The sequence below is a fragment of the Nocardia flavorosea NBRC 108225 genome, assembly GCF_001613385.1.
Taxonomy (GTDB): Bacteria; Actinomycetota; Actinomycetes; order Mycobacteriales; family Mycobacteriaceae; genus Nocardia; species Nocardia flavorosea.
In genome coordinates this window covers 48682-75646 of sequence record NZ_BDCG01000015.1, presented here as the reverse complement: position 1 = coordinate 75646, position 26965 = coordinate 48682, and the positions used below count along the sequence as shown (strand labels likewise).

22 protein-coding genes are annotated in these 26965 nt (G+C 69.9%); 4 read left to right on the top strand and 18 right to left on the bottom strand.

Features of this window, described 5'->3' with window-relative positions:
* Window positions 1-5 precede the first annotated feature (5 nt).
* The 7 genes from NFL01S_RS18705 to NFL01S_RS18675 form a co-directional block, all read right to left on the bottom strand.
* Window positions 6-4091, bottom strand: a complete 4086-nt coding sequence (locus NFL01S_RS18705) for an AMP-binding protein (protein ID WP_062977068.1) — start codon at window positions 4089-4091, stop codon at window positions 6-8.
* A complete protein-coding gene (locus tag NFL01S_RS18700; protein WP_062977066.1) occupies window positions 4088-4309 on the bottom strand; it encodes a phosphopantetheine-binding protein in 222 nt (73 codons plus the stop codon). The genes NFL01S_RS18705 and NFL01S_RS18700 overlap by 4 nt, the downstream gene beginning before the upstream one ends.
* Window positions 4306-5544 carry a glycosyltransferase 87 family protein gene (locus NFL01S_RS18695; protein WP_062977064.1) on the bottom strand — a complete coding sequence of 413 codons (1239 nt, stop codon included), beginning with the start codon at window positions 5542-5544 and terminating at the stop codon, window positions 4306-4308. The genes NFL01S_RS18700 and NFL01S_RS18695 overlap by 4 nt, the downstream gene beginning before the upstream one ends.
* Window positions 5525-7051, bottom strand: coding sequence for an AMP-binding protein (locus NFL01S_RS18690; RefSeq protein WP_062977062.1), 1527 nt, complete (start codon window positions 7049-7051; stop codon window positions 5525-5527). Before NFL01S_RS18690 ends, NFL01S_RS18695 begins: the two co-directional genes overlap by 20 nt.
* Complete coding sequence (locus tag NFL01S_RS18685; protein WP_062977060.1) at window positions 7048-7617, bottom strand: FcoT family thioesterase; 570 nt, start codon at window positions 7615-7617, stop codon at window positions 7048-7050. Before NFL01S_RS18685 ends, NFL01S_RS18690 begins: the two co-directional genes overlap by 4 nt.
* Window positions 7614-8498, bottom strand: a complete 885-nt coding sequence (gene scoE / locus NFL01S_RS18680) for a (3R)-3-[(carboxymethyl)amino]fatty acid oxygenase/decarboxylase (protein ID WP_084492881.1) — start codon at window positions 8496-8498, stop codon at window positions 7614-7616. The genes NFL01S_RS18685 and scoE overlap by 4 nt, the downstream gene beginning before the upstream one ends.
* 180 nt (window positions 8499-8678) lie before the next feature.
* A complete protein-coding gene (locus NFL01S_RS18675) occupies window positions 8679-9710 on the bottom strand; it encodes an alpha/beta fold hydrolase (protein ID WP_168433896.1) in 1032 nt (343 codons plus the stop codon).
* Between the two features lie 151 nt (window positions 9711-9861).
* On the opposite strand from NFL01S_RS18675, the gene NFL01S_RS18670 reads away from it, so the two are divergent.
* From NFL01S_RS18670 to NFL01S_RS18655, 4 genes are read left to right on the top strand one after another with little or no spacing between them, the layout of a single operon-like run.
* Window positions 9862-11193 (top strand): lipopolysaccharide biosynthesis protein, encoded by a 1332-nt coding sequence (locus NFL01S_RS18670; protein WP_084492877.1) that lies wholly within the window; start codon window positions 9862-9864, stop codon window positions 11191-11193.
* On the top strand, window positions 11190-12083 hold the full coding sequence (locus tag NFL01S_RS18665; RefSeq protein WP_062977054.1) for a glycosyltransferase family 2 protein: 894 nt from the start codon (window positions 11190-11192) through the stop codon (window positions 12081-12083). Before NFL01S_RS18670 ends, NFL01S_RS18665 begins: the two co-directional genes overlap by 4 nt.
* A complete protein-coding gene (locus NFL01S_RS18660) occupies window positions 12067-13053 on the top strand; it encodes a glycosyltransferase family 2 protein (protein WP_063915990.1) in 987 nt (328 codons plus the stop codon). Before NFL01S_RS18665 ends, NFL01S_RS18660 begins: the two co-directional genes overlap by 17 nt.
* Window positions 13050-14060 (top strand): alpha/beta hydrolase, encoded by a 1011-nt coding sequence (locus tag NFL01S_RS18655; RefSeq protein ID WP_062977049.1) that lies wholly within the window; start codon window positions 13050-13052, stop codon window positions 14058-14060. Before NFL01S_RS18660 ends, NFL01S_RS18655 begins: the two co-directional genes overlap by 4 nt.
* Before the next feature lie 21 nt (window positions 14061-14081).
* Here the strand turns inward: NFL01S_RS18655 and NFL01S_RS18650 are convergent, their stop codons facing one another.
* The 11 genes from NFL01S_RS18650 to NFL01S_RS18600 all read right to left on the bottom strand — a co-directional run bounded on the left by NFL01S_RS18650 (window position 14082) and on the right by NFL01S_RS18600 (window position 26870).
* Window positions 14082-14714: an MspA family porin gene (locus NFL01S_RS18650; protein WP_063915989.1), complete on the bottom strand. Its 633-nt coding sequence runs from the start codon at window positions 14712-14714 to the stop codon at window positions 14082-14084.
* Window positions 14715-14807: 93 nt separating this feature from the next.
* The gene (locus tag NFL01S_RS36555; RefSeq protein ID WP_062977047.1) at window positions 14808-16286 is read right to left on the bottom strand and encodes a class I SAM-dependent methyltransferase; all 1479 of its coding nucleotides are present in this window, start codon (window positions 16284-16286) and stop codon (window positions 14808-14810) included.
* Window positions 16283-17113, bottom strand: a complete 831-nt coding sequence (locus NFL01S_RS18640; protein ID WP_062977045.1) for a glycoside hydrolase family 16 protein — start codon at window positions 17111-17113, stop codon at window positions 16283-16285. The genes NFL01S_RS36555 and NFL01S_RS18640 overlap by 4 nt, the downstream gene beginning before the upstream one ends.
* A complete protein-coding gene (locus tag NFL01S_RS35595) occupies window positions 17110-17328 on the bottom strand; it encodes a hypothetical protein (protein WP_062977043.1) in 219 nt (72 codons plus the stop codon). The genes NFL01S_RS18640 and NFL01S_RS35595 overlap by 4 nt, the downstream gene beginning before the upstream one ends.
* Window positions 17329-17332: 4 nt before the next feature.
* The gene (locus NFL01S_RS35590; protein ID WP_062977041.1) at window positions 17333-19567 is read right to left on the bottom strand and encodes a hypothetical protein; all 2235 of its coding nucleotides are present in this window, start codon (window positions 19565-19567) and stop codon (window positions 17333-17335) included.
* Window positions 19564-21792: a glycosyltransferase family 2 protein gene (locus NFL01S_RS18625; RefSeq protein WP_062977039.1), complete on the bottom strand. Its 2229-nt coding sequence runs from the start codon at window positions 21790-21792 to the stop codon at window positions 19564-19566. The genes NFL01S_RS35590 and NFL01S_RS18625 overlap by 4 nt, the downstream gene beginning before the upstream one ends.
* Window positions 21789-22709, bottom strand: coding sequence for a glycosyltransferase family 2 protein (locus NFL01S_RS18620; protein ID WP_063915988.1), 921 nt, complete (start codon window positions 22707-22709; stop codon window positions 21789-21791). Before NFL01S_RS18620 ends, NFL01S_RS18625 begins: the two co-directional genes overlap by 4 nt.
* A 108-nt stretch (window positions 22710-22817) precedes the next feature.
* The gene (locus NFL01S_RS18615; protein WP_245670779.1) at window positions 22818-23702 is read right to left on the bottom strand and encodes an ABC transporter ATP-binding protein; all 885 of its coding nucleotides are present in this window, start codon (window positions 23700-23702) and stop codon (window positions 22818-22820) included.
* A complete protein-coding gene (locus NFL01S_RS18610) occupies window positions 23663-24739 on the bottom strand; it encodes a FecCD family ABC transporter permease (RefSeq protein WP_210744693.1) in 1077 nt (358 codons plus the stop codon). Before NFL01S_RS18610 ends, NFL01S_RS18615 begins: the two co-directional genes overlap by 40 nt.
* Entirely contained in the window at window positions 24717-25793 is a 1077-nt protein-coding gene (locus tag NFL01S_RS18605; protein ID WP_210744694.1) for an ABC transporter substrate-binding protein, read from the bottom strand. The genes NFL01S_RS18610 and NFL01S_RS18605 overlap by 23 nt, the downstream gene beginning before the upstream one ends.
* A 99-nt stretch (window positions 25794-25892) precedes the next feature.
* Window positions 25893-26870 carry a hypothetical protein gene (locus NFL01S_RS18600; protein ID WP_157116689.1) on the bottom strand — a complete coding sequence of 326 codons (978 nt, stop codon included), beginning with the start codon at window positions 26868-26870 and terminating at the stop codon, window positions 25893-25895.
* Window positions 26871-26965: the final 95 nt, after the last annotated feature.

Here is a 26965-nt window from a genome sequence, read left to right as displayed (position 1 = left end):
GGGTCTCATCCGATGGCGAGCCCGAGCAGTTCTGCTACCTCCCCGGCCGAACGCCAGGGCACGGGTGCCGCGTGGTCGGACAACCAATCGTGGGCGAATCCGCCGAGCTGGATATCGCACCAGCGAAGCACCGCGGACCGGCGAGGCGGGGCAAGCTGCCCGCATGCGGCGACCAGCCCGCGCCATTCCGCCAGCGGAGCCACTCGAGCGGTGGTGACAGCACTCAGTACCTCGGCGATCGCGACCGGTTCGGGCCCGAACAGATCGAGTATGCGGGGAGATCGAGCGGGGGATTCCGGGGCGGGTGCGAGGACGAGCCGGGCGAGGTCGTCGGCGCGGATTACCGGTTCCCGCAGTGTGGTTCGCGGCACCGCGTCCACGGCGGTCACGGCCGCCACGAGATCGTGCAGGAAGTCGCGCGGCGCGCCCCGGGTATCCGCCGGATGCGGCAGGACCCGGCCGGGACGGGCGATCGTCACGGTGAGGTCGAATTCCCCGGCGGCGGTCGCCAGCAGGTGTTCGGCGACCGATTTGCTCTGCGCGTAACCGGTGGGCAGCGCGGCCGGATCGCTCAGGCCGCCCCGTGCACCGGCCGCCGTAGCGGTCGAGATCAGGGTGAACGCCGCCGCCGTGCTCCGGGCCAGCCGCAGCAGATGTCTCGTCGGCACCACGTTGGTGGCTCGCAGACTGTGGTAGGACCGGATGGCGCTGACCTCGGCCGCGCTGTGCACAATCCGGCTCGGCGCACCGAACGAATCCGCCCGGCCGGAGAGCTCGGTGAGTTCACCTGTCACGACCCGCACCCGCCCGGACTGCCACGCGGTATCGAACACCTCCGCCGCCGCGATCGCCGTGAATGCCGCCCGCAGCCGGTGGCGAGCGTGCCCGGCACTGTCGGCACGGACCGCGACGATCACCTCGTCCGCGGTGGACTCCAGCAGTTCCGCGAGCAGATATGCCCCGAGGAATCCGGTGGCACCGGTGAGCAGTACCGGCCCGCCGCGCACGGCGGCGTGCGGCGTCGTGGCCAGTTCCTGTCGAAGAACGGCGCATTCGGCCGCGAGGTCGGGGGCCGGCTCCTGGTTCCGGTGCGCGGGTTCGGCGAGTTCGGCCGCGGTGGGGTGGGCGAGGACATCGTCCACCGTCACCGGTGTGCCCAGCGCGATAGTGAGCCGGTTCGCCACCGCGATGGTCTGCATGCTCGTGCCGCCCGCCGCGAAGAAATCGTCGGTAGCGGTGAGGTCGTCGCGACCGAGGATGTCGGCGAAGATCTCCAGCACTCGCCGGACACCGGTGCCCGATGCCGGTTCGGCCGCGACGACAGCTGTCCGGTCCGCCTTCAGATTTCGGGTGCGCGGCAAGGTGTCGACCACCTGGATGCGCGCCGGGATCCAGGCGGGCGGCAACTGTTCGGCCAGCCGCTGCCGCACCTCTGTGGGCCAGCCCGCCGGCCGGGGTCGGTTCACGGTCACGAGCGCGTCGAGCGCGAATTCACCACGCCGGGTGATCATCGCGTCCCGAATATCGGCGTCGCGGCGCAGCGCGTCTTCGATGGCCCGCACACCGACGCGGCGGCCACCGATCTTCACCGTGCCGTCGACCCGCTCGAGGAATTCCAGCGCTCCGTCGTCGCGGACCCGGACCCGGTCGCCGGTCACGAAGGCGCGAACCGTGTGGGCGCCCACGGTGATTTCGCGAAAGCCGCTGTCTTTGCCGGCCGGCAAATAGCCGTCGGCGAGCATAGGCCCGTAGAGGTGAAGGACGCCGCAGCGGCAGTCCGGCTCAGCGGCGAGCCGGTCCACGGCCAGGGCCGCGCCGATGCGGGGGAACAGTTCGCCCAACAGCACCGGTGGTACCGCGCCGGGGACAAGATCGGTGCTGGCGCAGACGATCGCGGCCTCGCTCGGGCCGTAACTGTTGTGCAGCAGCGGACCACCGCGCCGCTGCCAGCGCACCACGAGTTCCGGCGAGGCCTCCTCACCGCCGATCACGACCATCCGTATCGTCGGCGGGATCGTGACGGACCCGGAGCCCAGGGCTACCGCCAGCTCGTGCCAGACCGCGGTGGGCAGGTCGAGTACGGTGGCGGCGCTGCGGGCGGCCGATCCGAGCAGGGCGGCCGGCGAGCCGCGGTCAGCGGGAGAGGTGGCCACCAGCGCCGCCCCCGCGACCAGGGTGACGAAGATTTCCTCGACGCTGGTATCGGCGTGCAATGGAGCGAACTGCACGACACGGTCGCCGGGTCGCCAGCGATAGCGCCGCATCGCGTCGGTGACGAAGCCTGCCAGGGCGACACCGCCGACCCGGACGGCCTTCGGCCGGCCGGTGGATCCCGAGGTGAGCACGGCGTAGCCGGCTCCCGGGGGAAACGAGTCGCCGGTGGTCGCCGGTGATGATTCGCGCGGCGGTGCCGTGGCTACCATCGGCACGCCGGGGGCGACCGTGGCCGCGAGCCCGGCGCGGCGTCCGTCGTGCAGCAGCGCCGCAGGGGCGAGCGCGGTGACCAGGGCCCGTAGATCATCGTGGGACAGCGCCGTGTCCAGGGCGGCATGGGCCGCACCCGCTGCCGCGATACCGAGCACACTGACGATATCGTCCGCCCCGCCTCCGGGTAGCACGGCGACCAGATCCCCGGGCCGCACCCCGTGGGCGCGCAGCTTTTCCGCCCGCGCCGTCGCGGCGGCCAGCAGTTCGCCGCGCGAGCGGACGTGGGCACCGTCGATCAGGGCCGGGGCGTCCGGATCGGCGCGGGCGTGCCCGGCGAACAGTTGCAGCGGATCGTCGGCGGGTGCCGCTGCCGGGGATTGCAGAAGCACGTAGTCGATTCCGAGATCGGCGATCGTGTCCGTATCCGCCGCTGTGACGGCCTCGATCATCCGGACCACGGCGTCGGCGTACGCGTCGACTTCGGTAGTGGTGTAGCGGCCCGGATTCGCGTCGACGATCAGTTCCGCGGTGCCGCCGCGCAGATACAGATTGAGCGACAGGTCCTCGACCGGGCCCGCGCCGAGATTCGCCGCTGTGGTCTCGATACCAGGCAAGCCCATTTCGTAGTCGAACGGCATGATGTTGACGATCGGGCCGAGCAGGCTGCGGCCCGCGCCGATCAGGCCGAGTTCGCCGCGTAAGAGTTCGTGCCGGTACCGGGAATGCCGGCGGGCGCGGGCGAGGAACTTCCCGATCTGTCCGGCGAGCTCGGCCACGGTGCCGGACGGATCGACGGATACCGGCACGGCGACAGCATTGAGCACCATGGCGGGTACGGTGGCGGCGACCGAGCCGATCCGGTTCATCATCGGGACGCCGAGCACCACATCGCGTTCCCGGAGATGGCGGCTGAGCTGGATGGCCACCGCCGCCAGCACCGACTCCCCCACCCCGTAGCGGGCTCCGGCCGGCGGGTGCCGCAAAGATAGAGCGCGCCGTGTCCGGGTCCCCTGCGCGGCCGGCGGGGCGGTGCCGGCCGCCGGAGTGGGGGCGCTACGGCCCGGCAGGACCGAATGCCAGTACGCACGGTCGGCGGCGTATCGCGCCGAACCGAGGTAGGCGCTGTCCTCGGCGACGACCTCGGTGAGTCCGCGTTCGCGTGCCGGGACCGGAGTGGCACCGCACAGGGCCCGGTAATGTTCGGCGACCCGGCGAGCGCACTGGGCGAAACCATATCCGTCGAGGGCGACGTGGTGGGCCCGGTGATACCACAGCAGCGTTTCCGGGCCGGTGATCAGGATCAGATGTGCGGTGGTGACCCCGGCGTACGGATCGCACGGCGCGCGCAGGTCGGCCTCCATCAGGGCCTGCGCCGTCGCCTCCGGCGCAGCCGCGCCGGAGAGGTCGGTGACGGTCACCGGCACCCGGTCGGCCGGGACGACGATCTGGCGCGGCCCGGAGTCGGTGTGGACCAGCCGGATCCGCTGCGCCTCGGTATCGAGGATCATGCAGCGCACCGCGGTGGCCCAGAGCTGTGGATCGACCGGACCCCGCATCGCCAGATACTCGGCGAGCGCGAACGCGCTACCATCCGGCCACAGGCGCAGCGCATCGGTGATACCGCGCTGTGCCGCGGTCAGTGCGTATTCCGGCGACACCGTCATATGCCCAATCGCACGAACCAGGCTCCGAGCACCGGTTCTTCGGCCAGTTCGGCGAACCCGATCCGCGCCCCCGCGACACGCCAGCGGTCGACCAGCGTGGTGAGCCGTAGTGAATCCAGGCCGAGCTCGGCCAGATCGGTCTCGGCGGTCAGTTCCGCCGGTTCGGCGAACAGCAGCTCCGCGATATCCTCGACGACCCCCTGCCTGGTCAACGTCATTCGGTCTGTCCTTTCCCGACGCGGGTGCCCCGCTCCGAGCGGCTGTGCACCGCAACAGCGAGCAGTGTGGTGATCGCACCGAGTACATAGGCGGCCCCGGCCAGGGCCTGCCACAGTGGCCGGTCGTACACATAGTTCGATTTCTGGATCAGCAACAGCAGCTCCACCGCGGGGCTCAGCAGGCCGGCGAACCACAGCAGCGACAGTGTCCGCGCCCAGCCGCTGCGCCGGTCGGGCCCACGCCGCAACCAGACCAGCATCGGAATCAGCCACACCCACTGATGGGTCCAGCCGAGCGGGATCAGCGCGGCCGCCAGTACTGTCGGCACCCAGAGGGCCACCGCCCGGTCGCCACGCCGCCGGTACAGGACCGCGCCGGCGCAGACCGTCAGGAACACCGCGGCCAGCAGCCACAAAGCCTGCCAGCCTACATCCGCACCGGCGAAGCGGCTCATGGCTGCCCGCAGCGACTGATTGGCCACCGTGGCCACGCCGCCCACCCGGTCGACGGCGTCCAGGATCGCCCCGTCCGCCAGATACTGCCGCGACTGCGCGGGATAGGCAGCCCAGCCGACCGCGAGCGGAATCGCGAATCCCGCCAGACCCCACAGCACGGCCCGCGGGCGCCGGTGCACCGCCAGGGTGACCAGGGCGGCACCCGGCGCGAACTTGGTGGCCGTCGCGAGTCCGATCGCCACCGCGGCCGCCGGGCGAGCACACCACACCCCGGCCACCACGGCGACGAACAGCAGCAACGAGACCTGCCCTTCGTAGAGGCAGTGCCGGACCGGGGTGATCCACAGCAGGCCCGCACTCCACCACGCCGCCGACCGCAGCAGCGTACGGTCACGCAGGTGCCGCTGCCCCGTCACCAGCGACAGTGTCAGCAGCACACTCGTCCCCAGCGCGGCGAGACCGAGCACCGTCCACAGCACCGCGGTGATCGGGAACGGCAGCCACGACCACGGGGTGAACACCGCTGCCACCCACGGCGGGTACAGGAACGGAATCCGGACATCGCCGGCGCCGGTAGGGCTGGTCGCCCGGTACAGCGAACCCTCGGCGAGCCAGTGTGATGCCGAGACGAAGACCCGGAGATCGCCGAGATAGTACTCACCGGCGGTGACGCGCAGGAACACCGCCATCGCGGCCACCGACAGCGCCAGGACGAGCCACGGGGCCGCCGTCCGCAGGCGCGGCCGGTCGGCCGGCGCTTCAGTTGACGCGTCGATCACGATCGGCCCAGAATCGTTCGCGCAGTTCGCGGCGCAGAATCTTCCCGCTCGGATTGCGCGGGATCACCTCGACGAAGTCGTAGCGCGAGGGCACCTTGAACCCGGCCAGCCGCCCGGTCAGGAAACGCACCAGATCCCGCGTGGTGAGCCCGGTGCCGGGCCGCGCTACCACGAAGGCGTGGACCCGCTCGCCCCACCGATCGTCCGGCGCGCCGACCACCGCGCAGTCGTGGACATCCGGATGCGCGCCGATGGCCTTCTCCACCTCCGCCGGGTAGACGTTCTCGCCCGCGACGATGATCAGATCCTTGACCCGGTCCCGGATCACGAGATAGCCCTCGTCGTCGAGGTAGCCGGCGTCCCCGGTGCGCACCCAACCGTCCGCGGTCACGGTGGCGGCCGTGGCGTCCGGATCGGCGAAGTATTCCACCATCCGCGCAGGACTGTGCAGCAGCACCTCACCGGATTCCCCCGCAGCGGCGGCCGTGCCATCGGGGCGCCGGATCTGCACGCCGACACCCGGATACGGCCGGCCCGCGGCGTGCAGCAACTGCCGGCCCGGCCGATGGTCGGCGGGCGGCAGGCAGATCGCCGTATTGCCGGTCTCGGTGAGCCCGTAGATCTGGGCGAAATCGCAGCCGAAGGTTTCCACCGCGCGGGCGAGCAGGTCGGGGCCGATCGGCGACCCCCCGTAGACGATTTTGCGCAGTGAAGCGAAATCGGCCGGCCCGGTATCCGGTTCGGACAGCATGAGCAGCAGCATCGCGGGCACGAAACAGGAGGTGGTGACCCGGTGTTCGCGCACCGTGGCGACCGCGCCCGCGGCGGTGAACGACGGAAGCACGACCGAGGTCACGCCCGCGTTCAACCCTTGGGTGGCCCACCACATCCCGCCGATATGGAAGGACGGCAGCGCGATCAGGCCCACATCGTCGGCATGCCAGTCGATCCAGTCCAGCCCGGCTTCGTCGAGCAACGTCCGGACCGCGAAGAACGTCCGGTGCGCCAGCACCACCCCTTTCGGGCGCCCGGTGGTCCCGCTGGTGTACATCTGCACAACAGGTGTATCGGCGGTGGCGGGGAATTCCTCGCCTGCCGCTTCGGGAGCGCCGTCGCGCCAGGACGGGTAATCCGGCAGCGTCACCACCGTGGCGGGGGTCGTGCCGAGCCGGTCGGCGGTGTCGGTGACAACGAGCCGGACACCGCTGTGGTCGAGTATGTAATCGATCTCCACTGTCGTCAGCCGCCAGTTCACCGGTACCAGGACAGCGCCGATGCGGGCACATCCGTACAGCAGTTCATAGACCGTGACCGTGTCCTGCGCCAGGTACAGCACCCGGTCACCCGCCCCGATCCCCGCCGCGCGCAGGGCGTGCGCGACGGCCCGCGACCGTGCCTCGAGCGCGCCGTACTCCACCTGGCCCGAGCCGTCGATCAGCGCCGGCCACCGGGCTCGGGTGGCGGCGTTGTGCGCCAACGCCGCCACCAGCGTGTGCGGGCCCCTCATCGCGCCGCACCTGCCGCCGGATGCCCGGGCGGGTCCAGCAGCACGATCTCGATATCGCCGACGGCGCTGCCCCCGGCCAAGTCGGTGAACTCCACCCCGGTCTGCAGCGCGTACAGCGGCCGCGAACGGTTGCGGAACGTGACCTCGCCGATGGTGAGTTCGGCGATGTAGGAACGGGAATCGATGGGACGGCGGTAGCGGCTGCCGAATTTGCTGATCAGTACCGACGGCAGTTGCCGGACCCAGTAGTCGTCCATCGACCAGTCCGCCAGCTCCGGTATCAGCCGGTCACGGATGGCCACGGCCAGCGTGTAGTAGATCAGCTGGTTGTAGGAAATATTGAACTCGACCGCGTTGAAATGGCCGGTGTCCTCGATATAGCAGCTCTGCTCGATCGCGAATTCGCCCACACCCACCACCGTTTCGCCGCGGCGGGCGGCATGCGCGCGCCGCAGATAGACGGTGTCCTTGCTCGCGTACGGCCGCATGGTGCGGGCGAGCAACGCGATATCGCCCTCGGTGGCGTCGGAGACGGCGACGGCAGGTAGCGAATCGGTGGCGGTCATGCGGCTTCCTCGAGGGTGAGCGGATATTCGTCGACTACGGTCACCCGGTAGGACTCCGTGAGGTCGTTACCGGGGTTGTGCAGGGCACGGTGGATGAGCGTGCGGTTGTCCCAGAGCACCAGGTCGCCGGGCTCGTATGGCTGCAGGAAAATGTTCGGGTGCGAGTAGGTGTCGTCGAGCTGCCCCGATTCGGCCAGTAGATCCGACAGCAGCGTGCCGGGTAGCGCGGTTCCGGCGGCGTCCTGGATCGCGTAGGTGAACGCCTCGGAGACGTAGAGCAACGGCTCCTTCGTCACCGGGTGGTGCAGGACCGTGGGCCGGCGCTGCGGCGGTGTCCGGTCTTCGACCTCGGCGAGCACCTCACCGAGGGGGCGGAACACGTCCTCGGGGCGAATTTTCACGTACCGGCGCGCGCTGTGCAGGCAGAAGGTGTTCTCGATCGCGTCTCGTAGTCGGGGGCTCAGCCGCCGGTAAGCCTGGGCCATATCGATGAAATAGGTGCCGCGTCCGGCCGCCGGTAATCGCTGCGGATAGAAACAGGTGATGGCGAACGGTTCCGGCATGAACTGGTAATCGGAATGCCAGAATGCCCCGGTTTTCGGCACGCCCACCCGGCCGGTGTCCCGATTCACGTTCGACGAGACGAACACGTATTCGCTGTCGGGATGGTGATACATGGGCTCGTAGTAGGCGACCGGTTTGCCCAATGCCGAACCGAGAGTGACGAATTCTTCGATACCGAGGCTTTGTTCCTTGAGAACGACGATCTTGTCGTAATAGACGTGTTGCCGCAGCAGCGCCATATCGTCCGTGGTGGCCGCCGCCGAGAAACCGCGCACTTCGATGCCGCGACCGTCCCCAGTCCGGGTATCGATCCTCATGTTGTCCTCTGTCCAGCTGTGCGGTCCGACGGAATTGCGCCCCGAACGACCGCGGGTGTGAATCTGAGCCGACGAGCCGCCCCCGCCAGGAGCCGTTGCTGTCATGGGAAATAGTCGGATACGACCGCGGTGCGGTTCCCGGACCGGCCGCGCAGTGACGGCCGTCTCCTGCCGGCCCGCTCAGTACTCACCGCGCAGGGCGGCGGTGACGATCGATGCCAGGCGGTCGGCGACCGCGGGCTCGGCGGCCATCGACAGGTGCCCACCGGGCACCTGATGGATCCGGGTCTCGGGCACCCCCAGCTCCTGCCACAGCGCGGCCTGTCCGGGTGCATCCGCGGTGAGCAGAACGGACACCTGCGCGCAGTCACCGATCCGGTACCGGCGCTGGGCCCGCATGCCCAGCGCCCAGAACAGCTCTTTCTGCCGGACCGGGTCGTAGCGGACGAGACCCGCGCCCGCGGCCCGGGCCCGGTCGCCCAGCAGGCGCAGTGGACGCGGCAGTCGTGAACCGGCCGTGGCCCCGGAGAAGCCCTCCTGTTCCGGTGCCCACCGGGCCAGCGCGAGATCGGAGTCGACGACCGTGTCCAGCAGCACCACCTGCGCTATCCGGTGCCCGCGCCGGCGCAGCGCTTCGGCCGTGGCCAGGGCGACGATACCGCCGAACGAATGTCCGACCAGGACATAGGGTCCGGCAGGCTGCACACCGGTGATCGCGCGCCGGTGCCGCCGGGCCGCGCCGGTCACCGACCAGGCGGCCCGGGCGCGGCTCTGCAGGCCGTGCGCCTGCAGGCCGTACACCCCGCGCGCCGTGCCGGGCGCCGCCGCCAGGGCCGCGACCAGCGGTAGATACCAGGCCGCCGTCGCGCCGGCGCCGGCGAAGCAGAACACGGCGGGCGCGGCACCGGGCCGCAACTGCTGCAGGGCAGTGTCACCCGCACCGAATCCCGCACGGTACCGCCGCGCCACCCTTCCCGCTTGTTCGTCCAGAGTGGGATCCCCGGTGAAATCCGCGGTGACCAGCGGTGCGATCAGATGCCCCCGGGAATGGGCGATCGCCTCCTCGACCTGCACCGAACTACCGCCGAGATCGGTGAACGTATCATCGGGCCCGGGCCGGACGGACAGGACCCGGGTCCACACCTCGGCGAGTTCGTCACGCACCGCCGCCCGCTCCGCGGATCCGCCGGATCGTCTTCGCACAGCCGTCACAGCGACCACCTCCGCCCTTAACAGTCGCGGTGGACCGGCCGGTAGTTCCCGCGCGCAACGAGCTGCCGACCGGCGGACCGGCGTGTTAGTCTTCGCCTGCGCCCCGGCCGATTCCGGCCCCACCCCGCCTTCGCCGTACCGGCTGCGGTCCGTGACCGCTCAGCTCGAAAGCGATATCTCGGTGGGCGACATCCATACCGGCACCGGAACACCGGAGCACGATGACACCGCGCGGCATTTCGTGGCCGACTCCCACGCACTCATGCTCGCGGGGGTGGTGAACGGCGGCCTCGGCCTCGTCTTCTGGGCGGTTGCCGCGCGAACGCTTCCGGTGGAAGCGGTGGGCCGGGCCAGCACATCGGTCATGGCCGCGACAACGCTGGGTGCGCTGTCGAATCTGAGTATGGGCCCGTTCTTCGAACGTTTCCTGCCCACCGCGGGCGCTACCGGTCGCGTCCTCATCCTGCGCACACATCTGGTGGTGGCCGCCGTGGCGGCGCTGCTCGCGGCGGGCTACCTGGCCGTCGCGCCCCGCGGCGAATTATTCACCGATACCGGCCAGGTCGTGATGTTCGTCGTGACCGTCGTGGTCGTCGGCGCCTTCGCGCTCCAGGACTCCGTGCTGATCGGGCTACTACGGGGGCGGTGGACGGCCTGGAAGAACATCGCGCACGCGGTGGCCAAACTGGTGCTGTTACTGGTCTTCGGGTTCGTCTACACCGATTCGGCCGCGGTCCTGCTGGCCTGGACAGTTCCGGCGGCGGTGGCCGCCGGGGTCGTCACGGTACTCATCACTACCGGGGGCGCGGGATTGCGGCGCGTGTTCGACCGTGTCACCGCGACCCTTCCGCCGGCGCGGTCGCTGGTCCGTGAATGCGTCTCCCTCTACGGGATCGTCGTGGTCAACGCACTGCTGCCGGTGACCGTACCGCTGCTGGTGGTGCACGAACTCGGTGTCACCGAGGCGGCGTACTTCGGGGTTTCCTGGACTCTGGTCGCCGGGGTCACCCTGGTGTTGTCCATGATCAGCGGACCGTTCGTGGCGCGTGCCGCCGCGGCCGAACCCGCCGCGCTTCCCGCGCTGGTGCACGGCCAGACCCGGCTGCTGGTCGCCGTGGCCGCCGCGGCGGCGATCGCCCTCGGCGCGATCGCCCCGGTCGCGATGATCCTGCTGGGCACGCAGTACGCGGACAACACCCGGGCGCTGCTGTGGATTATGGCGGTGACCCAGCTGCTCTCGGTGCCGGGATATGTTTTCGGCGGTCTCGTCCGGGTGCGGCGTACCCTCCGGTACGCGCTCTGCGTACAGGCCGGTATGGCCGCGGGAGTGATCGGACTCACCTGGTCGCTGCTCCCCCACCTCGGGCTCACCGCCGTGGGCCTGGCCTACCTCGTTATGGAGTTCGCGATGATCCTCGCGATCGCCGGCCCCATCCGCCGGATGCTGCGCGAGATCGATGCCGATGCGCGGGAAGCGGCATGAGCGTCGCGGCACGCCGGAGGCCGGAAGTATCGGTACTCGTTCCGGCCCGCGACGCCGCCGCCTTCCTCGGCGAAGCGATCGAATCGGTGCTGGCCCAGTCGTTCACCGACTACGAGTTGCTCATCGTCGATGACGGTTCGCGGGATGCGACCGCCCGGATCGCCGAGAGCTACGCCGATCCACGCATCGAGGTGCTGCGCCGCCCCCGCGCGGGCGTGGTGAGCGCGTCCAACGCCGGACTGGCACAGGCCCGGGGCGCGTTGATCGCCCGGCTCGACGCCGACGACCGGATGCTGCCGGGACGACTGGCCGCCCAGGTCGCGTATCTGCGGCGCCATCCGCGGGTGATCGTGGTGGGTACCGACTACCGGCTGTTCGGCGCGGACTCCGGGCGGGTCCGGATGCCGCGCGGTGATCGCGCGTGCCGGCAGCGGCTGCTGTTGAGCAGTTGTTTCGCGCACTCCAGCGTGATGTTTCGCGCGCAGATGCTGTCGGACAACAACATCGGCTATCGCGGCGAGACCGGCGGGCTCGGTGAGGATTACGCCCTGTGGTGTGAGCTCAGCGAATACGGCGCCTTCGCCAACCTGCGGCTGGTCGGTACCGCCTATCGCGTGCATCCGGGGCAGGCTTCCCGCACCCGCTGGGAAGAACTGCTGGAGTCCTACTGCGCCATCGCCCGGACTCATGCCGCCCACCGCGGCCGTTCCGTGCCCGAGCCCGACGAACTACTGGCCCTGCTGGTGCCCGGTCGCGTGGACAGTCCGCGACCAGTGCTTCGTGCCGCCGGGCGCGCGCTGCGCCGCGGCCCCGGAGTGGAAACCACCCGATTCGTGGCGGCCAATACCGCCCGCCGCCTCATGGAGCTGTACCGTGCCCGTTCCCGCTGACCCCGCGCGCCCCTCCGGAGTGGAGGTGATCGTGCCCGTGTTCGACGCCGCCGCCCATCTCGGTGCCTGCGTCCGATCCCTGGCCCGGCTCGAGCCGCGCCCCGACCGCGTGATCGTGGTGGACGACCATTCGCACGACCACAGCGGACCGCTGGCCATGGCCGCGCTCACCGCGGCGGGATTACCCGCCACACTGGTGACCCTGCCGGCGCGGCAGGGCCCCGGCGCGGCCCGCAATCGAGGCCTGGCCGAGGCGAGGGCACCGCTGGTCTGGTTCGTGGACGCAGACGATACCGTCGCACCGGACGCGCTGCGGATCCTGCGCGCGGCCATCGCCGGGCACGATTTCGCGGTATGCCGGACCACTCTCGTCGACGCGGAGGGCACCGTCACAGGTATCGACGAGCCGCCTCCCCCGCGCGCGGTACTCACCGGGCCCGAGTACGCGACCCTGCTGATGCGCGGGCAGGCCCGCGCCTATGCCCCGACGAAGATGTTCCGCCGGGATTTCCTCCCGGACCGGCCGTGGGACGAGGTCCGGCGCTACGAGGACCTGGCGTCGGCGATCGCGCTGGCCTGTGCGGCGGACACCGTCGCACTCGTGGCCGCCGCACCGTACCGATACCACCGCCGCCCCGGATCAGCCTCGGCCACCTTCGACCCACATACCTTCGAACTCTCGACCCTGCCGGACCGGGCACTGGCCCCGCTCGTCGCCGCCGGCGCGGCTCCCACACGTTCCGAATCGGCCGCGTTCGTTCTGCGGGAATCGGTGTTCCCGCTGGCCCATCTGGCCATGCGGGCCGACCCCGGCGAGGACACCGCCCGGGCGATAGCGACGGCCCGGCGGCGGATACGACCGGCCGATCTGATCGGCCTGGCCGCTTCCGGCCGGATCCGGCTCGCGTTGGCAGCACTGGTGCTGCTGGCCTTCCCCCGCTGTTACGCACAAATTTTGAGGACCCGATGAAAGCACGCGACCGGCGGATCGCCATCGACGCGGTAGCCGAGATCTGGCGCGATCTGCTCGAGCTGGACGATATCCGTCCGGACGACACCTTTACCGCGCTGGGCGGAACATCGTTGCAGGTGGTGGAACTACGCGACCGGATCGAGCAGCGCTTCGGACTCCGGCCGTCCATCGCCGATCTGGCCGGAGCCGCCACCGTCGCCGAACTCGCCGAGTTGCTGGACCGGCAATCGGTCCGCGCCTTCTCGATGCGCGCGGCGCCGGTCACCCGGTTAGGGCGCGCGCCGGCAGAAACCGGCGCCGCGGTCACTGTGTTCTGTCTGCCGGGATCCGGTGGAAGTTCGTGGTCGTTCGTGCCGCTGGCCGCGCGGATGCCCGACGGTGTGGTGTTGCGGGCGATCTGCCAGCGCGGTCTCGAACGTCGCGGTGCCGCGCACTATCGGATGCGGTCGCTGGTCCGGTACGCGACCCGCGCCATTCGCGCAGCGCAACCCCATGGCCCCTATGTCCTGCTCGGACATTCGATGGGTGCGGTGGCGGTGCTGGAGGTGGCCGAACGATTGCGGCGCCGTGGCGAAGAGATCAACCTGGTAGTGCTGCTGGACGCGCCGCTACCCAGCGCCACGGCCCGGATATTCGATGCACCGACAACGGCGCCCAGCGGGGCAGTGCCGGTCCAGGGCCGCACCCTCGCGCGGCGGTTGGGTCTGTACACGGCCATGCTCACCGCCGGGTTGCTGCGCCGGCCGATCGGGCGTCAACAGGAGCTGTTCTACGAGCTCGGGCTCCGGGTGCAGAACCGGCACCGGCTGGGCACCCACCGGCTCCCGGCGCTCGCGGTGGTGACCGAGCAGACCGCGCATCACCTGCCGGGATGGCGGCGCGTGCTGGGCGAGATCCCGGTGGTCACCGTCGCGGGCGGGCATATGGACGTGGTCCGGGACGGACCGGTGGTCTGGGATCTCGCGCGGCGCCTCGGCCCCGAGATCCTGCGTGGGCGCGTCTGATCCGCGCCCACGCCCAGCCTGTCAGATATCCCAGGGCCGGCCCAGAGTGGTGACGGTGTCCCCGGAATCGGCGATCACCGTGACATAGGGCTGGATGGTGGCCGGGCCGATCACGCCCGTGACGGTGCCGACGAAGTTGACCAGGCTGATATGCCCGCTCGCCCCGGTGATCGCGCCGCTCGCCAGTTCCACCTGCTGTACGCCCGGCCCGAAACCGACCTCGATCTCGCCGGTGACGGTCGGGACGAGGCTGCCGTTGAAGCCCAAACCCGGAGTTCCCCAGCCCAGGTTCCACCCGAACGAGGGCGTGGAGTAGCTGACCCGGATCTTGCCGCCGAAGGTGGCCGGGAAGCCGACCAGGTAGCCGATCTTGATCGTGCCCTTGAACTCGTCGGCCTTATCGCCGGTGACCGTGAACTCGGCCCGGCCGTCGTGCTCCCACATCCGGGTCAGGGGGTTGCGGTCGAGCGGGGCGAGACCCCGGATCATGGTGTCCGCCTGGATCGCGGTGATGGTGCGCTGCTGCGCGTCGACCACGATATCTGCGTTGTCCACCACTGCACCGGCCGGTGCGGCGCTCAGTACCAAGGCCACGGCGGTGGCCAGGCCGGCCGCGGCGACCCGCGCGCGGCGACCCGTGTGTTTCGATCCCATGATGTCCTCATCTCTCTGTGCGACAGCCGCGCCGGATATCGGCACGACAGCAGACGGGCCCCTACGGCCCGCAACGTTGTGTCGGTCAGTGGTTCAGTGCGGAAGCGGTCCCCGCGCCACGTCGTAGTCCGGCGGCAGCGCCGCCAGCACACCCGCCGCGAAGAGCCCGGCCCAGCTGCCGGGGGCCGGCGGTGTGTCCAGCTCGACGCGCTCGGGCAACCCCGGGAAATCCAGGGAAGCGAACACCGCGTTCATTTCGGCGAATTCCGCCCGGCGCCGCAGCAGCGTCGCGGCACCGGGGGCGCTCCGGTAGGCCGGGCTCACCGACAAGGCACCCGGCATCCAGTCGTGATCGGCGGGGACGAAGCCCGCGAACCGGTCCCGGTCGATCACCAGCGCGTTCAGTTCGGTATCGGTGGCGGCGGACAGTTCGGCCTCGATCTCCGCCTCATCGAAAGCCCATATCGGACCGGATAATTGGGCACCGGGATCACGGGAGAACGCGTACCCCGCGCTGCGGTCGCCGGTCCACCGATCGATTACGGTCCGGTAATCTGCCGCCCGGGGCAGGAAGTTCTGCAGATACCGATAAGGGCGGTAGGGATCACAGCGCAGCACACCGCTGTCGAGTGCCCACAGCGAATCGAACAGCGTCCAGCCGGTGGCCGCGGTCACCCGGACGGCCTCCCGCACCACATGGGCCTGAGCGGGGATCTCCGGCAGGCAGGTCGAGGAGAACACCGCGTCGAAGGCGCCGTCGGCGAACGGCAGATCGAATTGGACATCCAGGCAGACGGGGTCGGCGGCCGGGGTCACGAATCGCCGGACGGCCAGCAGATTCACCAGCTGGCCGTCCACGCAGACCAGCCGCTGCGGCATCCGCCCGGACAGCGCGAGGATGTTCTCGAACATCCCGTGCCCACCGCACAGCGACAGCACCCGCTGCCCCACCGGCAGATGGGCCAGCTGCAACGTGGTCGCCGCGGCGCGCGGGGAGTAGAAGCGCTGCGCGTAGAAGTTCTGGGCAAGAACAGTTTCCGGTTCCCGCCGCGCCCGGCGGGCAGCCAGCGAAGCACGCACCGCCGACAAGCGCCGATGCACTCCGCCCGCTATCGCTGCGGGAAGCCCACGGGTGAGCCGGCGGCGCACACCCAGATCGCCGAGAACACCGGAATCGGCGTCGACGGCCAGCACGGCCGCCTCGAGCCGCACTGTGCGCGCGTGCAGTTCGGTGGCGAACGCGCGGTAATCGGCGAATGTCCCGATCGCGAGCCGGTGCACGAGCGGACAGTGCTTGCTCATCCACCACAGCAGTCCTTCGACGTCACGGTGCCGCAAATGGTCGATGGCCGCGGCCTGCAGCGCCACGTAGGGGGCCAGCCCCTCTTCGTGGCCGCCGTACCCTTTGCCCAATCCGAGCAGTAACACGCCCGCCACGATCGGGAAATCGAAGCTCTCGGAGCCGACCAGGCCGTATTCGATATCCCCATCGCCGGATTGCGCGACCACACGCACGGTCAGCGACCCGCCGGTGTAGGGGCACACCAGCTGCTCGATCGTCTCCGCCCTCACGATTGCTCCGCGGGCTCGTACACGCTGACCCAATCCACCTGGATCTCGGTCAGCGCCGGGGTGCCGACCCACGGGCACGGAGGCATCCCGTCGGCCAGCGCCTTCTGGCAGCCTCCGGCCTGGGCCTGGATACCCAGCCACATCGGCACCGACGGCACACGATCCCCCGTTTCAGTACCCCATACCCGGCCGTTGAGGGTGTAGCGGATCTCGCCGGGCAGCCATTCCACCCCGAGCGTCTGCCATTGGGTGAAGTCGCCCGGCAGTGCCTGTTTGGCCTTGTGCGCCTGGCCCTGTGCATCGGTCCAGTGCACGAACGCGTCGATATAGGCGCGCCCGCCGCCGAAGCTCTCCGCGAAATCCACTTCCGGCGGCCATATCTCGTTCTCCGGCCACAGCAGCAGGTGATAGGTCACCGCGTCGCTGGGGTCGGCGCGGACCCGGACCTCCCATTTGCCGTACTGCTGGGCGTGCGACCACATCCCCGCGCCCCCGGTCACCAACCGGCCGAACTTCTCGTACCCCTGGAGTACCAGTATCCCGTCCCGGACCACGGTGTGTCCCGGATCCCAGTAGCTCACGGGATCGCCACCGGGTACGCCGCTGTAGCGGCCCCAATCGGATTCGTTCAAGCTCGACCCGGCGAAGTCGTCGACGAAGACCTGCCGCCAGCCCTCGATATCTCCCTGCGGCGCCGCGATACCGGAGGGTGCGGATACCGCACCATCCGCGCGACCGCTCACCGACACCACCAGGCAGACGGCCACCGACGCCACGACAGAGGCGAGCACCGCACCCCAGCGCAGCAGGTTCGAACGGCGCGTCATGTCATCACCCCCATCCGGACGGCGGTCGCGCCGATGCCCAGGACCAGGAACGTGAAGACGAGTCCGTGCAGCACCGGACGCGAGGTCGCCAGCCGGTCCGTGGTGCCCGCCCGGGAAACCGTGCGTTCCCGCAGCACTGTGGACGCGGCCAGCAGCACCAGTGCCGCGCCGAACAGCACCGCCCCGGCCGGTCCGATCACGAAATTCCACAGCAATTCGTTACCTCCCTGAGGTGCGTGCGAGTACGAGAGCGTGCGGTGTCCGTTCGACGACCCGGTACAGGCCACGGGCCACCAACTGGTCGCCGAATTCGTAGAGCCAGCCGTGCGGTGTGCCCCACTGCAGTTCCAGGGCCGCCTGCTGGCTGGTGCTGAGCAGGATGTAATCGGCGTCGAAGGTTTCGACGCATTCCACGGTCCAGACCGAGCACACGCCGCCCTGCGGCCACACCACCGTGGTGAGACGTCCCATCTTCAGCACGCCCTCCCCGTTGGGCGGCAGCAAGGCGGTGCCGTTCGGCACCGTGTCGAGCAGCCTTCGGGCGGCTCCGACGAGATCGGCCGGGTTGCGCTCGAACGCCGTATTCAGGCCGCGGGCGGTGACGCCGAGGACAGCGCAGACTCCGACCACTGCGCTCAGCGCGACGACCGAGGCGCCCCGCCACCGCAGCGCCGGCCGCACGATCCGATGAATCCGGACCAGGGCGAGCGCGGCCAGCGGCGCGGCCACCGGCAGCGCGTAGAAACAACAGCGCAGCACGATCTCGCCGCCATAGCTCTGCCCGACGACCAATAGGAATGGCGCAATCAGCAGGACTCCCACGGCCGGCGCGCATTTCGCGCGCCGGTTCAGCCACCAGCCGGCAGCGGCGAGACCCATGATCGCGCCCGTCCACGCGACCCGCACCCACTGCATCCGCTGATAGGTCTGCGCACCGCTGAACCGGTCCCCCAGGCCGGTCTGCAGCGAATCACCGACGCGTCCGAAATCACCGAGGATCACGTGCAGATGGCCGGTCCAGTAGTCCGGTGCGCCGTAGCTGAGCCAGGCCAGGAAAACGATCCCGGCCGCGACCGGCAGCCAGCGCTGCCGCAGGGCACCGACCCCGGCCAGCAGGGTGCAGGTGGCGATCGTGAGTACCGGGGTCAGCTGATGACTGACCACCGTCGCCGCCACGATGAAGAAGAGAACTCCCTCCAGCAGGAGCGCTCGGCGCCGTGGCACCGAAGGCGGCAGTCCGGGTACGCGGACCGGCAGTGCGGAAAGCCGCTGCCACAGCGCACCTTCCACCCGCGGCACGGGCGATGAGCGCAGCAGCCACAGCAGCGTGGCGACGACGCTGAAATGCATGACGAAGACGAGCGCCTGCGGGGAGAAGTAGTCCTGCTGGAACCAGTTCCCGCAGATGTAGATCACCAGAGCGATCCAGGCGGCGCGCCGGCTTCCGGTGATCAGCCGGGCGATGGTGAATACCGGCAGCGCGGCCAGGGCGGTGAAGACCGCCGGAGCCCAGAGCAGCAGCGGCGCCGCATCGTCGAGGCCGGACAGCTCCACCAGCACCGCCGCGGCGTCGAAGAAACCCGACCAGCTGAACCGCGCGTCCAGGCTGGGCGGCAGCTGATGCGCCGTACCGATGTAATCGATGAACCCGATATGGACGAATGCGGTGCTCACCACCGGACTACCGTCCGCTACCGATACCAGCTGATACAGCAGGCAGACCAGCAGCGCCGCGGCACCGGCCGCCACCGGGGAGTCCACCCGCCGCCGGCCCACGGCCAGGGCGAAGGCCACGGCCACCGCGGCCAGCGCCACGAAGATCCGCCAACTGACGACGCCGATCAGCCCGTACGGTCCCGCCGCGTCGAGGTCGATGATCCGGGTCTCCCACCAGCCCATCGCCACGGCGAACAGCAACGCGGCGAAGGCCACCCACCGCCATCGGTCGCCACCGTGCGAGGCGATATGCCCCGACACCACCCTTCGGACACCCTGGGCTGCCCCGCGACCGGCCGGAGCGGTGTGCCGCGCCGACACCGGGCCGGTACCGGCGGACGCCCTGCCGGTACCGGCCGCGGCGGCATCGCGGACCGCCCACCCCGCGGCCACGGCGGAGATTCCCGTCACCACACCCGCACAGGCCACCGGCGCCCACCAGCCGACAGTCACCTGCCAGAGCGAAAGCAGCAACCAGGTGGCCCACGAAGCACTCAACCCGAGCGCGAACGACACTCCCCGGTGGGGCAGTCGCAGCAAGGCCACCACCGGCAGTCCGGGCGCACACGACACCATCGCGAGTACCGCGACCACGCGCAGCGGGCCGCCGATTCCGGTCGCCGCCGCGACCGTGGCCAGTGCGGCCACCACGGGGGCCGCGACCACGACCGCGGGGGGTATGGCCGCGTCCCGCCCGGCAGTACCGAGGATGGTGGCAGGACGATCCAGCGTGGTCATATCGCGCCGGTGCCGGTACGTCGCGCGGTCCGGAGGCTGCGGAGCAGATGGACCGGTCCGGTGAGATATCCGGCCAGTTCGATGAACGTCAACGCCCGGGGATAGCCGTCGGCTTTGCCGGAGTTCTTCGCCGACGCCGGATCGAGCAGCAGGCGCACCCCACCCGGAAGAACGCGCAGTGTGGCCCGCAGGCCTGCGGCGCTCCCGGTGGCGTACCGGAGCACATTCGCGCACATGCCGACCCCGTAGTCGTACATCTGCCTGCGCAACTGCCTGATCGTGGCGCGGTGGTGGTGGCGCACGACCGCCGAAGGATGGTAGACGAGCGCCGCGCCGCCGAGCACGACCCGGCGGAGCATATCCAGATCCTCACCACCGCGCGCGGGTGAACCTGTCCCGAGCACGACGTCGAACCCACCGGCCGCGACCAGCAGTTCGCGGCGCAATGCCATATTGTTCCCGGACCCGAATTCACTGCCGGCGACGGGATATGCCGGACCCCGGCGCCCCGGTCCGGCCAGCGGCTCGTACTCCCGCAGCCGGTCCAGCACACCGGAGTCGGCCGGGCCCCAGACCATGGGCAGATAGCCACGCTCGAATCCGCTGCTCTGCTCGAACCAGCGATGGGTGGCCAGACCCAGATCGGCCGGCACGACGAGTCCGGTGACACAACCGATCTCGCGGCCCGGATCGCTGTCGAACACCTCGGCCAGCCGGGCCAGCCAGTCCGGTTCGGCTTCCACATCGTCATCGGTGAACGCGACGACGTCCCCGGTGGCTGCGGCCACCCCGGCGTTCCGAGCCCGGGACACACCGCGCTCGGCGGCGGTCACGATCCGTAGCCGGGACTCCCCCGCGAACCTCGCCAGCGCGTCGACAACCCGGCCCGCGTCCGGGTCGTTGTCGACGACGATCACCTCGTGCGCGGGTCGCGTCTGGCGCGAGAGCACCGCATCGACCGCGGTGGCCAGCGACCCGGCGCGGCCCAGCGTGCAGATCACCACCGACACCGAGGTGCTGCCTGCGGGCCAGCTCGGGGCCGAGGCGGGAAGTTGCTGTTGCGCCGACCAGTTCCGGGCGCTGGACAGCAAGAATCCGGGCAGGTCACGGCCGCCGGGTACGGTGACCTCGAGCTGACCCACCGGACGCCCGCCGGCCCGGACCAGCAGGTGCACCCGATCCGGCCGGGCACCGGACGGCACCGTGGGCAATGCCGGTGCCGGGTCCGCGATATCGACACACCAGACCGGTGCCCAGGACTGCTCTTCGGGCTCGTCGGGTGGAGTACGGGGGCCCCGGCGAAGCAATCCGAGTGCCCAGCCGGTCACCGCGGCGGCCAGACCGGCCACCGTCCACCAGATCCGCCGTGCCGCCGCCCGTTCACCACGGGCCAGCGCGGCGATATCACGCGCCACGGCACGCGGTATCGCGCCGAGCGCGTGGTCGGCCTCGGCCGAGATGGCGCGCCCGGCTCCTTCCAGCCGCATGAGAGTGGCCTTCGAACCGCCTTCGGCGAAACATCTCCGGATGAGATAACTTCCGGTGCACCTGTCGGCGGTGAGATGATGGTCCACCGGGGCACCCGGGATGCGCCGGATACTCCCGCTGGGGGTACGTGCCCGCATTCTGATCGCGAGGTCGGTTTCCTCACACCCGCTCGGTATCGCGCCCTGCCGCCCGAGTACCGGCCGGAACCCACCGGCGGCGACCACGGCCGCACGCCGCAAGCCCATATTGGCTCCGATGGGGTTGCGGATCTCCTGCCCCAGCGATGCCATCCCCACGTAGTCGCAGCCGACGGCCCAGTCGAATTCCGGCGGCAGCCAGCCGGGCCGCTCCGAGGTGGGCCAGACCGGCCGCACCTCGCCGCCCACCGCCAGCAGATCCGGATCGGCGAACGCTGCGCGCAGTGCCGCCAGCCAGCCGGGACCCGGTATCGCGTCATCGTCGACGAACAGCACGATTTCGGTGTCGAGGGATTCGACACCGGTATTGCGGGCGCCGGACAAACCTCGCTGATACCGGTTCCCGACGACGAGGACACCCGGGAACGCGGCGGCGCACCGATCCTGCAGTGCCGGACTGTGGTCGACGACGAGCAGCACCTTCGCCCCGGCGCCCCGGGCCTGGTCCATCACCGCGCCGACGCAGGCCGCCAGCAGATCCCAGCGGCGCTCGGTGTAACAGCAGATCACCACGCCCACCGATAGTTCGTCCCGGATCACTCCACTGCCCCGCGGGTTCCTGACTCGCCGGTGACCCGGATCGCCGCAGCGGTGTGGCGCTCGCCCGCCGGGCAGCCCAGCTCGGTGCGGCGCGGCGCGAAATGCGTGGCCGCCGCGGACAACCGGACGCTGCGGTCACGGCTGCGCCATTCGTGCAGCAGGGTCCGCAGCACGCGGCGTCCGTCGCGCCAGGCGTGCAGGTTGCTGGGTCCGTGCAGGCGATGCTTCTCGTGACTGGGCACTTCGCGGATAACCAGGCCCGCGGCGGCTGCCCGGCAGGTGATCACGGTTTCGATCTCGAACCCGTCGCCCCAGCGGACCACGCCGTCGGCCGGCCGGTGATCGGGCAGGCCCAGCAGCGGCAGCACATCGCGCCAGAACGCGTTGTAGCCGTAGCACAGATCGGTGAAATGCATTCCGAAGAGCCGGTTCGCCAACCTCGTCAGGCCGTTGTTCCCGGTGCTTCGCAACGTCGTGATATCGGCGCTGCCACCACCCGGAGCGAAACGGGTGCCCTTCGCGAAATCCGCGCCGGCCAGCAAGGTGGCCACGAACGCATCGATCTCGCGGGCATCGGCCGAACCGTCGGCATCGAACATGACGACGATATCTCCGGTAGCGGCGGCGAACCCGCAACCCAGCGCATTCCCCTTCCCCCATCTGGTCTGCCGCAACCGGATCGCGCTGGGACGCAGCTGCGCGACGGCGTCCATGGAATCGTCGGTCGAACCACCGTCCACGACGATGACCTCGTAGCTCTCGGGAACTGTCGGCAGAACCTGGCGCAGATTTTTCGCTTCGTTGAGTACGGGTACGACAACCGAAATCCGCGGTCCGGCTTCATGGTCCGGGGAATTGCTTGTCGCTGTTCGCCTGCCGCGGTTGTGTCCGCTGTACCAGTGGCCGCCAGTAGGCATCGGTATGTCCTCAGATCGGGTCGGTACCCCTGTCGACCGACTCACCGGACAAGTCGGACGGCCTCGCGCTGTGGTTCCCGCCCGCACCGGAAAATGGTGTGCCGCAGCTCACCCGGCGCTGGCGTGGTGCACGATATCCACTGCACCGGAACTCTTTTCGTCCGGCAGACCCAGTACGACGTGTGGTCGCCCGGTGAGTGGATTCGTCAGAATCTGCGCCCGCACCCCGAAAACCTCCAGCAGGAGATCCGGAGTCAGGGTCGTGGCCGGATCGCCGGCGGCCGCGACCCGGCCCCCCGCGAGCACCACAGCATGATCGGCATAGGCCAGGGCCTGCCCGATATCGTGGACGGCCAGCACGATCGTGGCGTCGAGTTCGCGCAGCAACTGCAACAGCGCGAGCTGGGCGTGGATATCGAGATGATTGGTCGGCTCGTCGAGCAGGATCACCGGCGCCTGCTGGGCCAGTGCCCGGGCCAGCAACACCCGCTGGCGTTCCCCGCCCGACAGACCGGTGAACGGCCGGTCGGCGAACGACTCGACGCCGACCCGGCGCATGGCCGCGAAGACGATCTCGCGGTCGCGGCGTGAGTCCAGTTGCAGATACTTCTTGTGCGGGGACCGGCCCATCGCGACGATCTCACCCACGGTGAAATCCGCTGCCGCGCCCTGATGCTGGGTGACCACCGCGCGGGTTCTCGCCATTTCCTTGGCGGGCGACCGCCACACATCGCGGCCATCGATCAGCGCGATCCCGGCCGCGGGCCGGCATGCCCGGTAGACAGCCCGCAGCAGGGTTGACTTTCCCGAGCCGTTGGGTCCGACAAGTGCGGTGACCTGCCCGGGCGGAGCGATCAGCCCCACATCGTCGATAATGGTCGCGCCGTCGATATCGACCCGCAACCCGGTCACTTCCACCCGTGCGCCCCGGGGCGCGGCCTCTCCGGCGCCGTTCACACCGCGCCCCCAGATCTGCTGCGTTTGAGCAACCACAGGAAGAACGGACCGCCCAGCGCGGCCGTGAAGATGGTGAGCGGATACTCGTTGGGCTGGTTGATCGCCCGGGCCGCGAGATCGATCACGACGAGGAAGGCCGCGCCGAGCACGGCTGCGGCCGGAAGCAACCGGCGATAGTCCGAGCCTGCCGCGAAGCGGGCGATATGGGGAATGATCAGGCCGACGAATCCGACACCTCCCGCGACGCTGACCGCCAGTCCGGTGAGAATCGCGACGATCACGATCAACTGGATCCGGAGCCGGTTCACATCGACGCCCAGCGCCACCGCATCGTCGTCACCCATCGACAAGGCATTGAGTCCGCGGCCCTGCACCAGCAGCCACGCCAGGCAGGCCACGGCCAGCACCGCGGGCACGGTCAGCGCGTCGAGTTCGGCACCGGCGACACTGCCCATCATCCAGAACAGGATTCCCCGGATCTCGGCAGGTTCGGAACTGAGCTGGATCAAACTGGTCGCCGCGGCCGCCACCTGTCCCACCGCTACACCGGCCAGCACGATGCGCGGGCCGGTGAACTCACCCTGATGCTGTGCGAACAGCAGGACCAGCAACAGGGCCGCGATCGCACCGGCGAACGCCGCTACGGGCACACCCAGATTGCGGATCCACAGCGCCGAGACCGATGACATCACCGCCACCGCGGCCAGGGACGCGCCGGAGGACACTCCGAGCACGAACGGGTCGGCGAGCGGATTGCGCACCATGCCCTGCAGTACCGCACCCGCCACCGAGAGCGCGGCGCCGACCAGCACGGCCGCGAGCACGCGTGGAACCCGTAACTGCCACACGATCATCGCGTACAGATCGTCGGGCGCCGACCCCGTACCCAGAGTCTGGTAGCGCAGGGTCGCCCAGACGTCGGCGACGGGTACATTCACCGAACCCAGTGCGATACCGGCGAGGCAGGCCAGCACGAGGGCTATCCCGCCGCCGAGGAGCACGGTGACGAAAGTCAGCCGCCCCGAACTTTTCCAGTGGGCGGGTTCGCCGTCAGAAGGCGTCGGGGTGGACAACGTGGGCGATCTTCTCGATCGCGTCGGCGTTCGCGGGCCCGAGATAGATGCCATCGGAAACCTTCACATAGGTCTTGTTCTTCGAGGCGTTCCACTGTGGGTAGGCGGCGAACAGCTTCGCGGCCTCCGCGTCCAGATCCTCCCCGGGCCGGTAGGCACCGACGACCAGCACGTCCACCTGCGCGGCCGCCAGCTGTTCGGCACTGAGATTGCCGGTGAGATCCCAGCCGCCGTCGGGGAAACTGGGTTCTCCGCCCGCGGCACGCACCACCGAGTCGTAGATGGTGCCGGAGAAAACGGCCGGCAGCCCGTTCGCGTTCATCACGCTCATATCCGGAAAGGCGATCAGCATCCGCTTCGGTTCCCGGCCTTCGACGGCCGATTGCACCGCCTCGATGCGGTCGCGCAAACGTTCGGTGAGGTCGGTGGCGCGATCCTGCACACCGAACACCTCACCGATCAGTTCGATGAATTCGAGCGAGGATTCGGTGGAACCGCTGCGATAGGCCTGTTCCTCGGCCGGTGTGACATTCTCCGGCTTGCCGTACGCACAGTTCACCGGGTTGACCAGGGTGCGGACCCCGGCTTGTTCCAGCATCTCCCGGCTCGCGAACCCGAAACGTGAGTCGAATCCACCGGACCAGGTCGAGACCACCAGGTCGGGACGCAGGGCCAGCGCCTGCTCGGCGGGCACATCGGCGGCGTCGTTGAGCGTCAGGTCGCCCTTCGGCAGCGCGTCCACTTTCTCCGCCATTCCGGGGATATCGGAGATGCCGTAGTACTGCGTGTTCGCGGCGACGATGTCCTCGAGCCCGAGCGATATGAAGGTCTCCGCCTCGCCCACCGAGGCCCCCTGCAACAGCAGGACCCGTGACGGGGGACGGTCGAAGGTTTGCCGGAAACCGCAATTGTCCACCGTCACCGGGTATCCCGCAGGAACCTCACCGGATCCGGCGGTGTCCTCGAGCGCCGGCGAACCGCACGCGCCCAGGAGGCCGGCCCCCGCGATCAGCAGGCCGCACAGGGCCATCCGGGAAAGTCGTCGTGTCCGCACGCCGTGTATCCACCCTCCGTGGTCCACCGATCGCGGGCCACCACGACCCACTCCCCGGAGTAGTCGCGGCGCCGGCGCCCCCGGTTCCCGTGGCCTGGTTCACACTGCCGCAGCCGTGGTGGCGCCCGCCCGGCGGACATGGCGGCGACGCCGGGCAAGCGCCCCCGCGAACAGCACCCCACCGCACAGCGCGATCACCAGGATCTGTGGAAATGGCAGCGCCCACATCGTTTCCCCGCGCACCACGCCCGGTTCGGTGTACGACACCGCGATACCTCCGATATCGGTGGGCCGGAAACCGACCTGGGCGTCGAACCGGACACCGGGCCACACTCGATCGAGCCGGACCGAACCGTGATAGGAAGCACCGGGTACCAGCACCACCTCCGGGAGATCCGTGGGTTCGGGGAATACCCGCCGGCTGTACAGGCCGGTCAGCCCGGCCACCACCTGTCCGGATACCGTCACCGTCCCGGTATTGGTGACGGTGTACGCGATCTCGGCCGCGCCGGGCGCGAACGGATTCGGCACCGGCCGGTACACACCGTCCACCGGCGTGATGTCGACGGCGGGCCGGAGCGCACCCGCGATACGCAACGGCACCGGGCGCCAGCGGTCCACCCCGCCGGACACCCGCGCCATCGCGGCGTCCACTGCACCCACAGCCAACGGGTGATCACCCGGCGTCGCGTCGGCCGCCGCCGTCACGGTGACCGCCACCCATTCGGAAGCGCCACCCGCGATGACGACCTCGGGCCGCTCGAAGGTAAGGGCCCCACCCGCCGACCCTTGATCCGACCATGCGATCGCGCCGTCCGGACCGGTCACCGTCCGACCTGCGGACAAGCGCACCGTGACCGGCCGGGCGCATCCGTTCACGATCTCGACCACCCCGTCGGCACGCTCACTCGGGCCCAGATCCCCGCGGGAACTCGCGAATACCGGATCCCGCAACGACCAGCAGGACGGCGAATCGCCGGGTGCGGCTCCCGCCGTACCGGCGCCGCCGAGCCCGCACATCAGCACTGCGCCGGCGAGCACGGCACGCACGAAGGTGAACCGGTGGGTCGACAACACGTCCACAGCATGGCGTGGACTCAGGTGGCGCTCAACCCCCGCCACCGGCCGCACACGGTGGGCCTGGAATCACTTCACGGCGACGGGAACCAGGG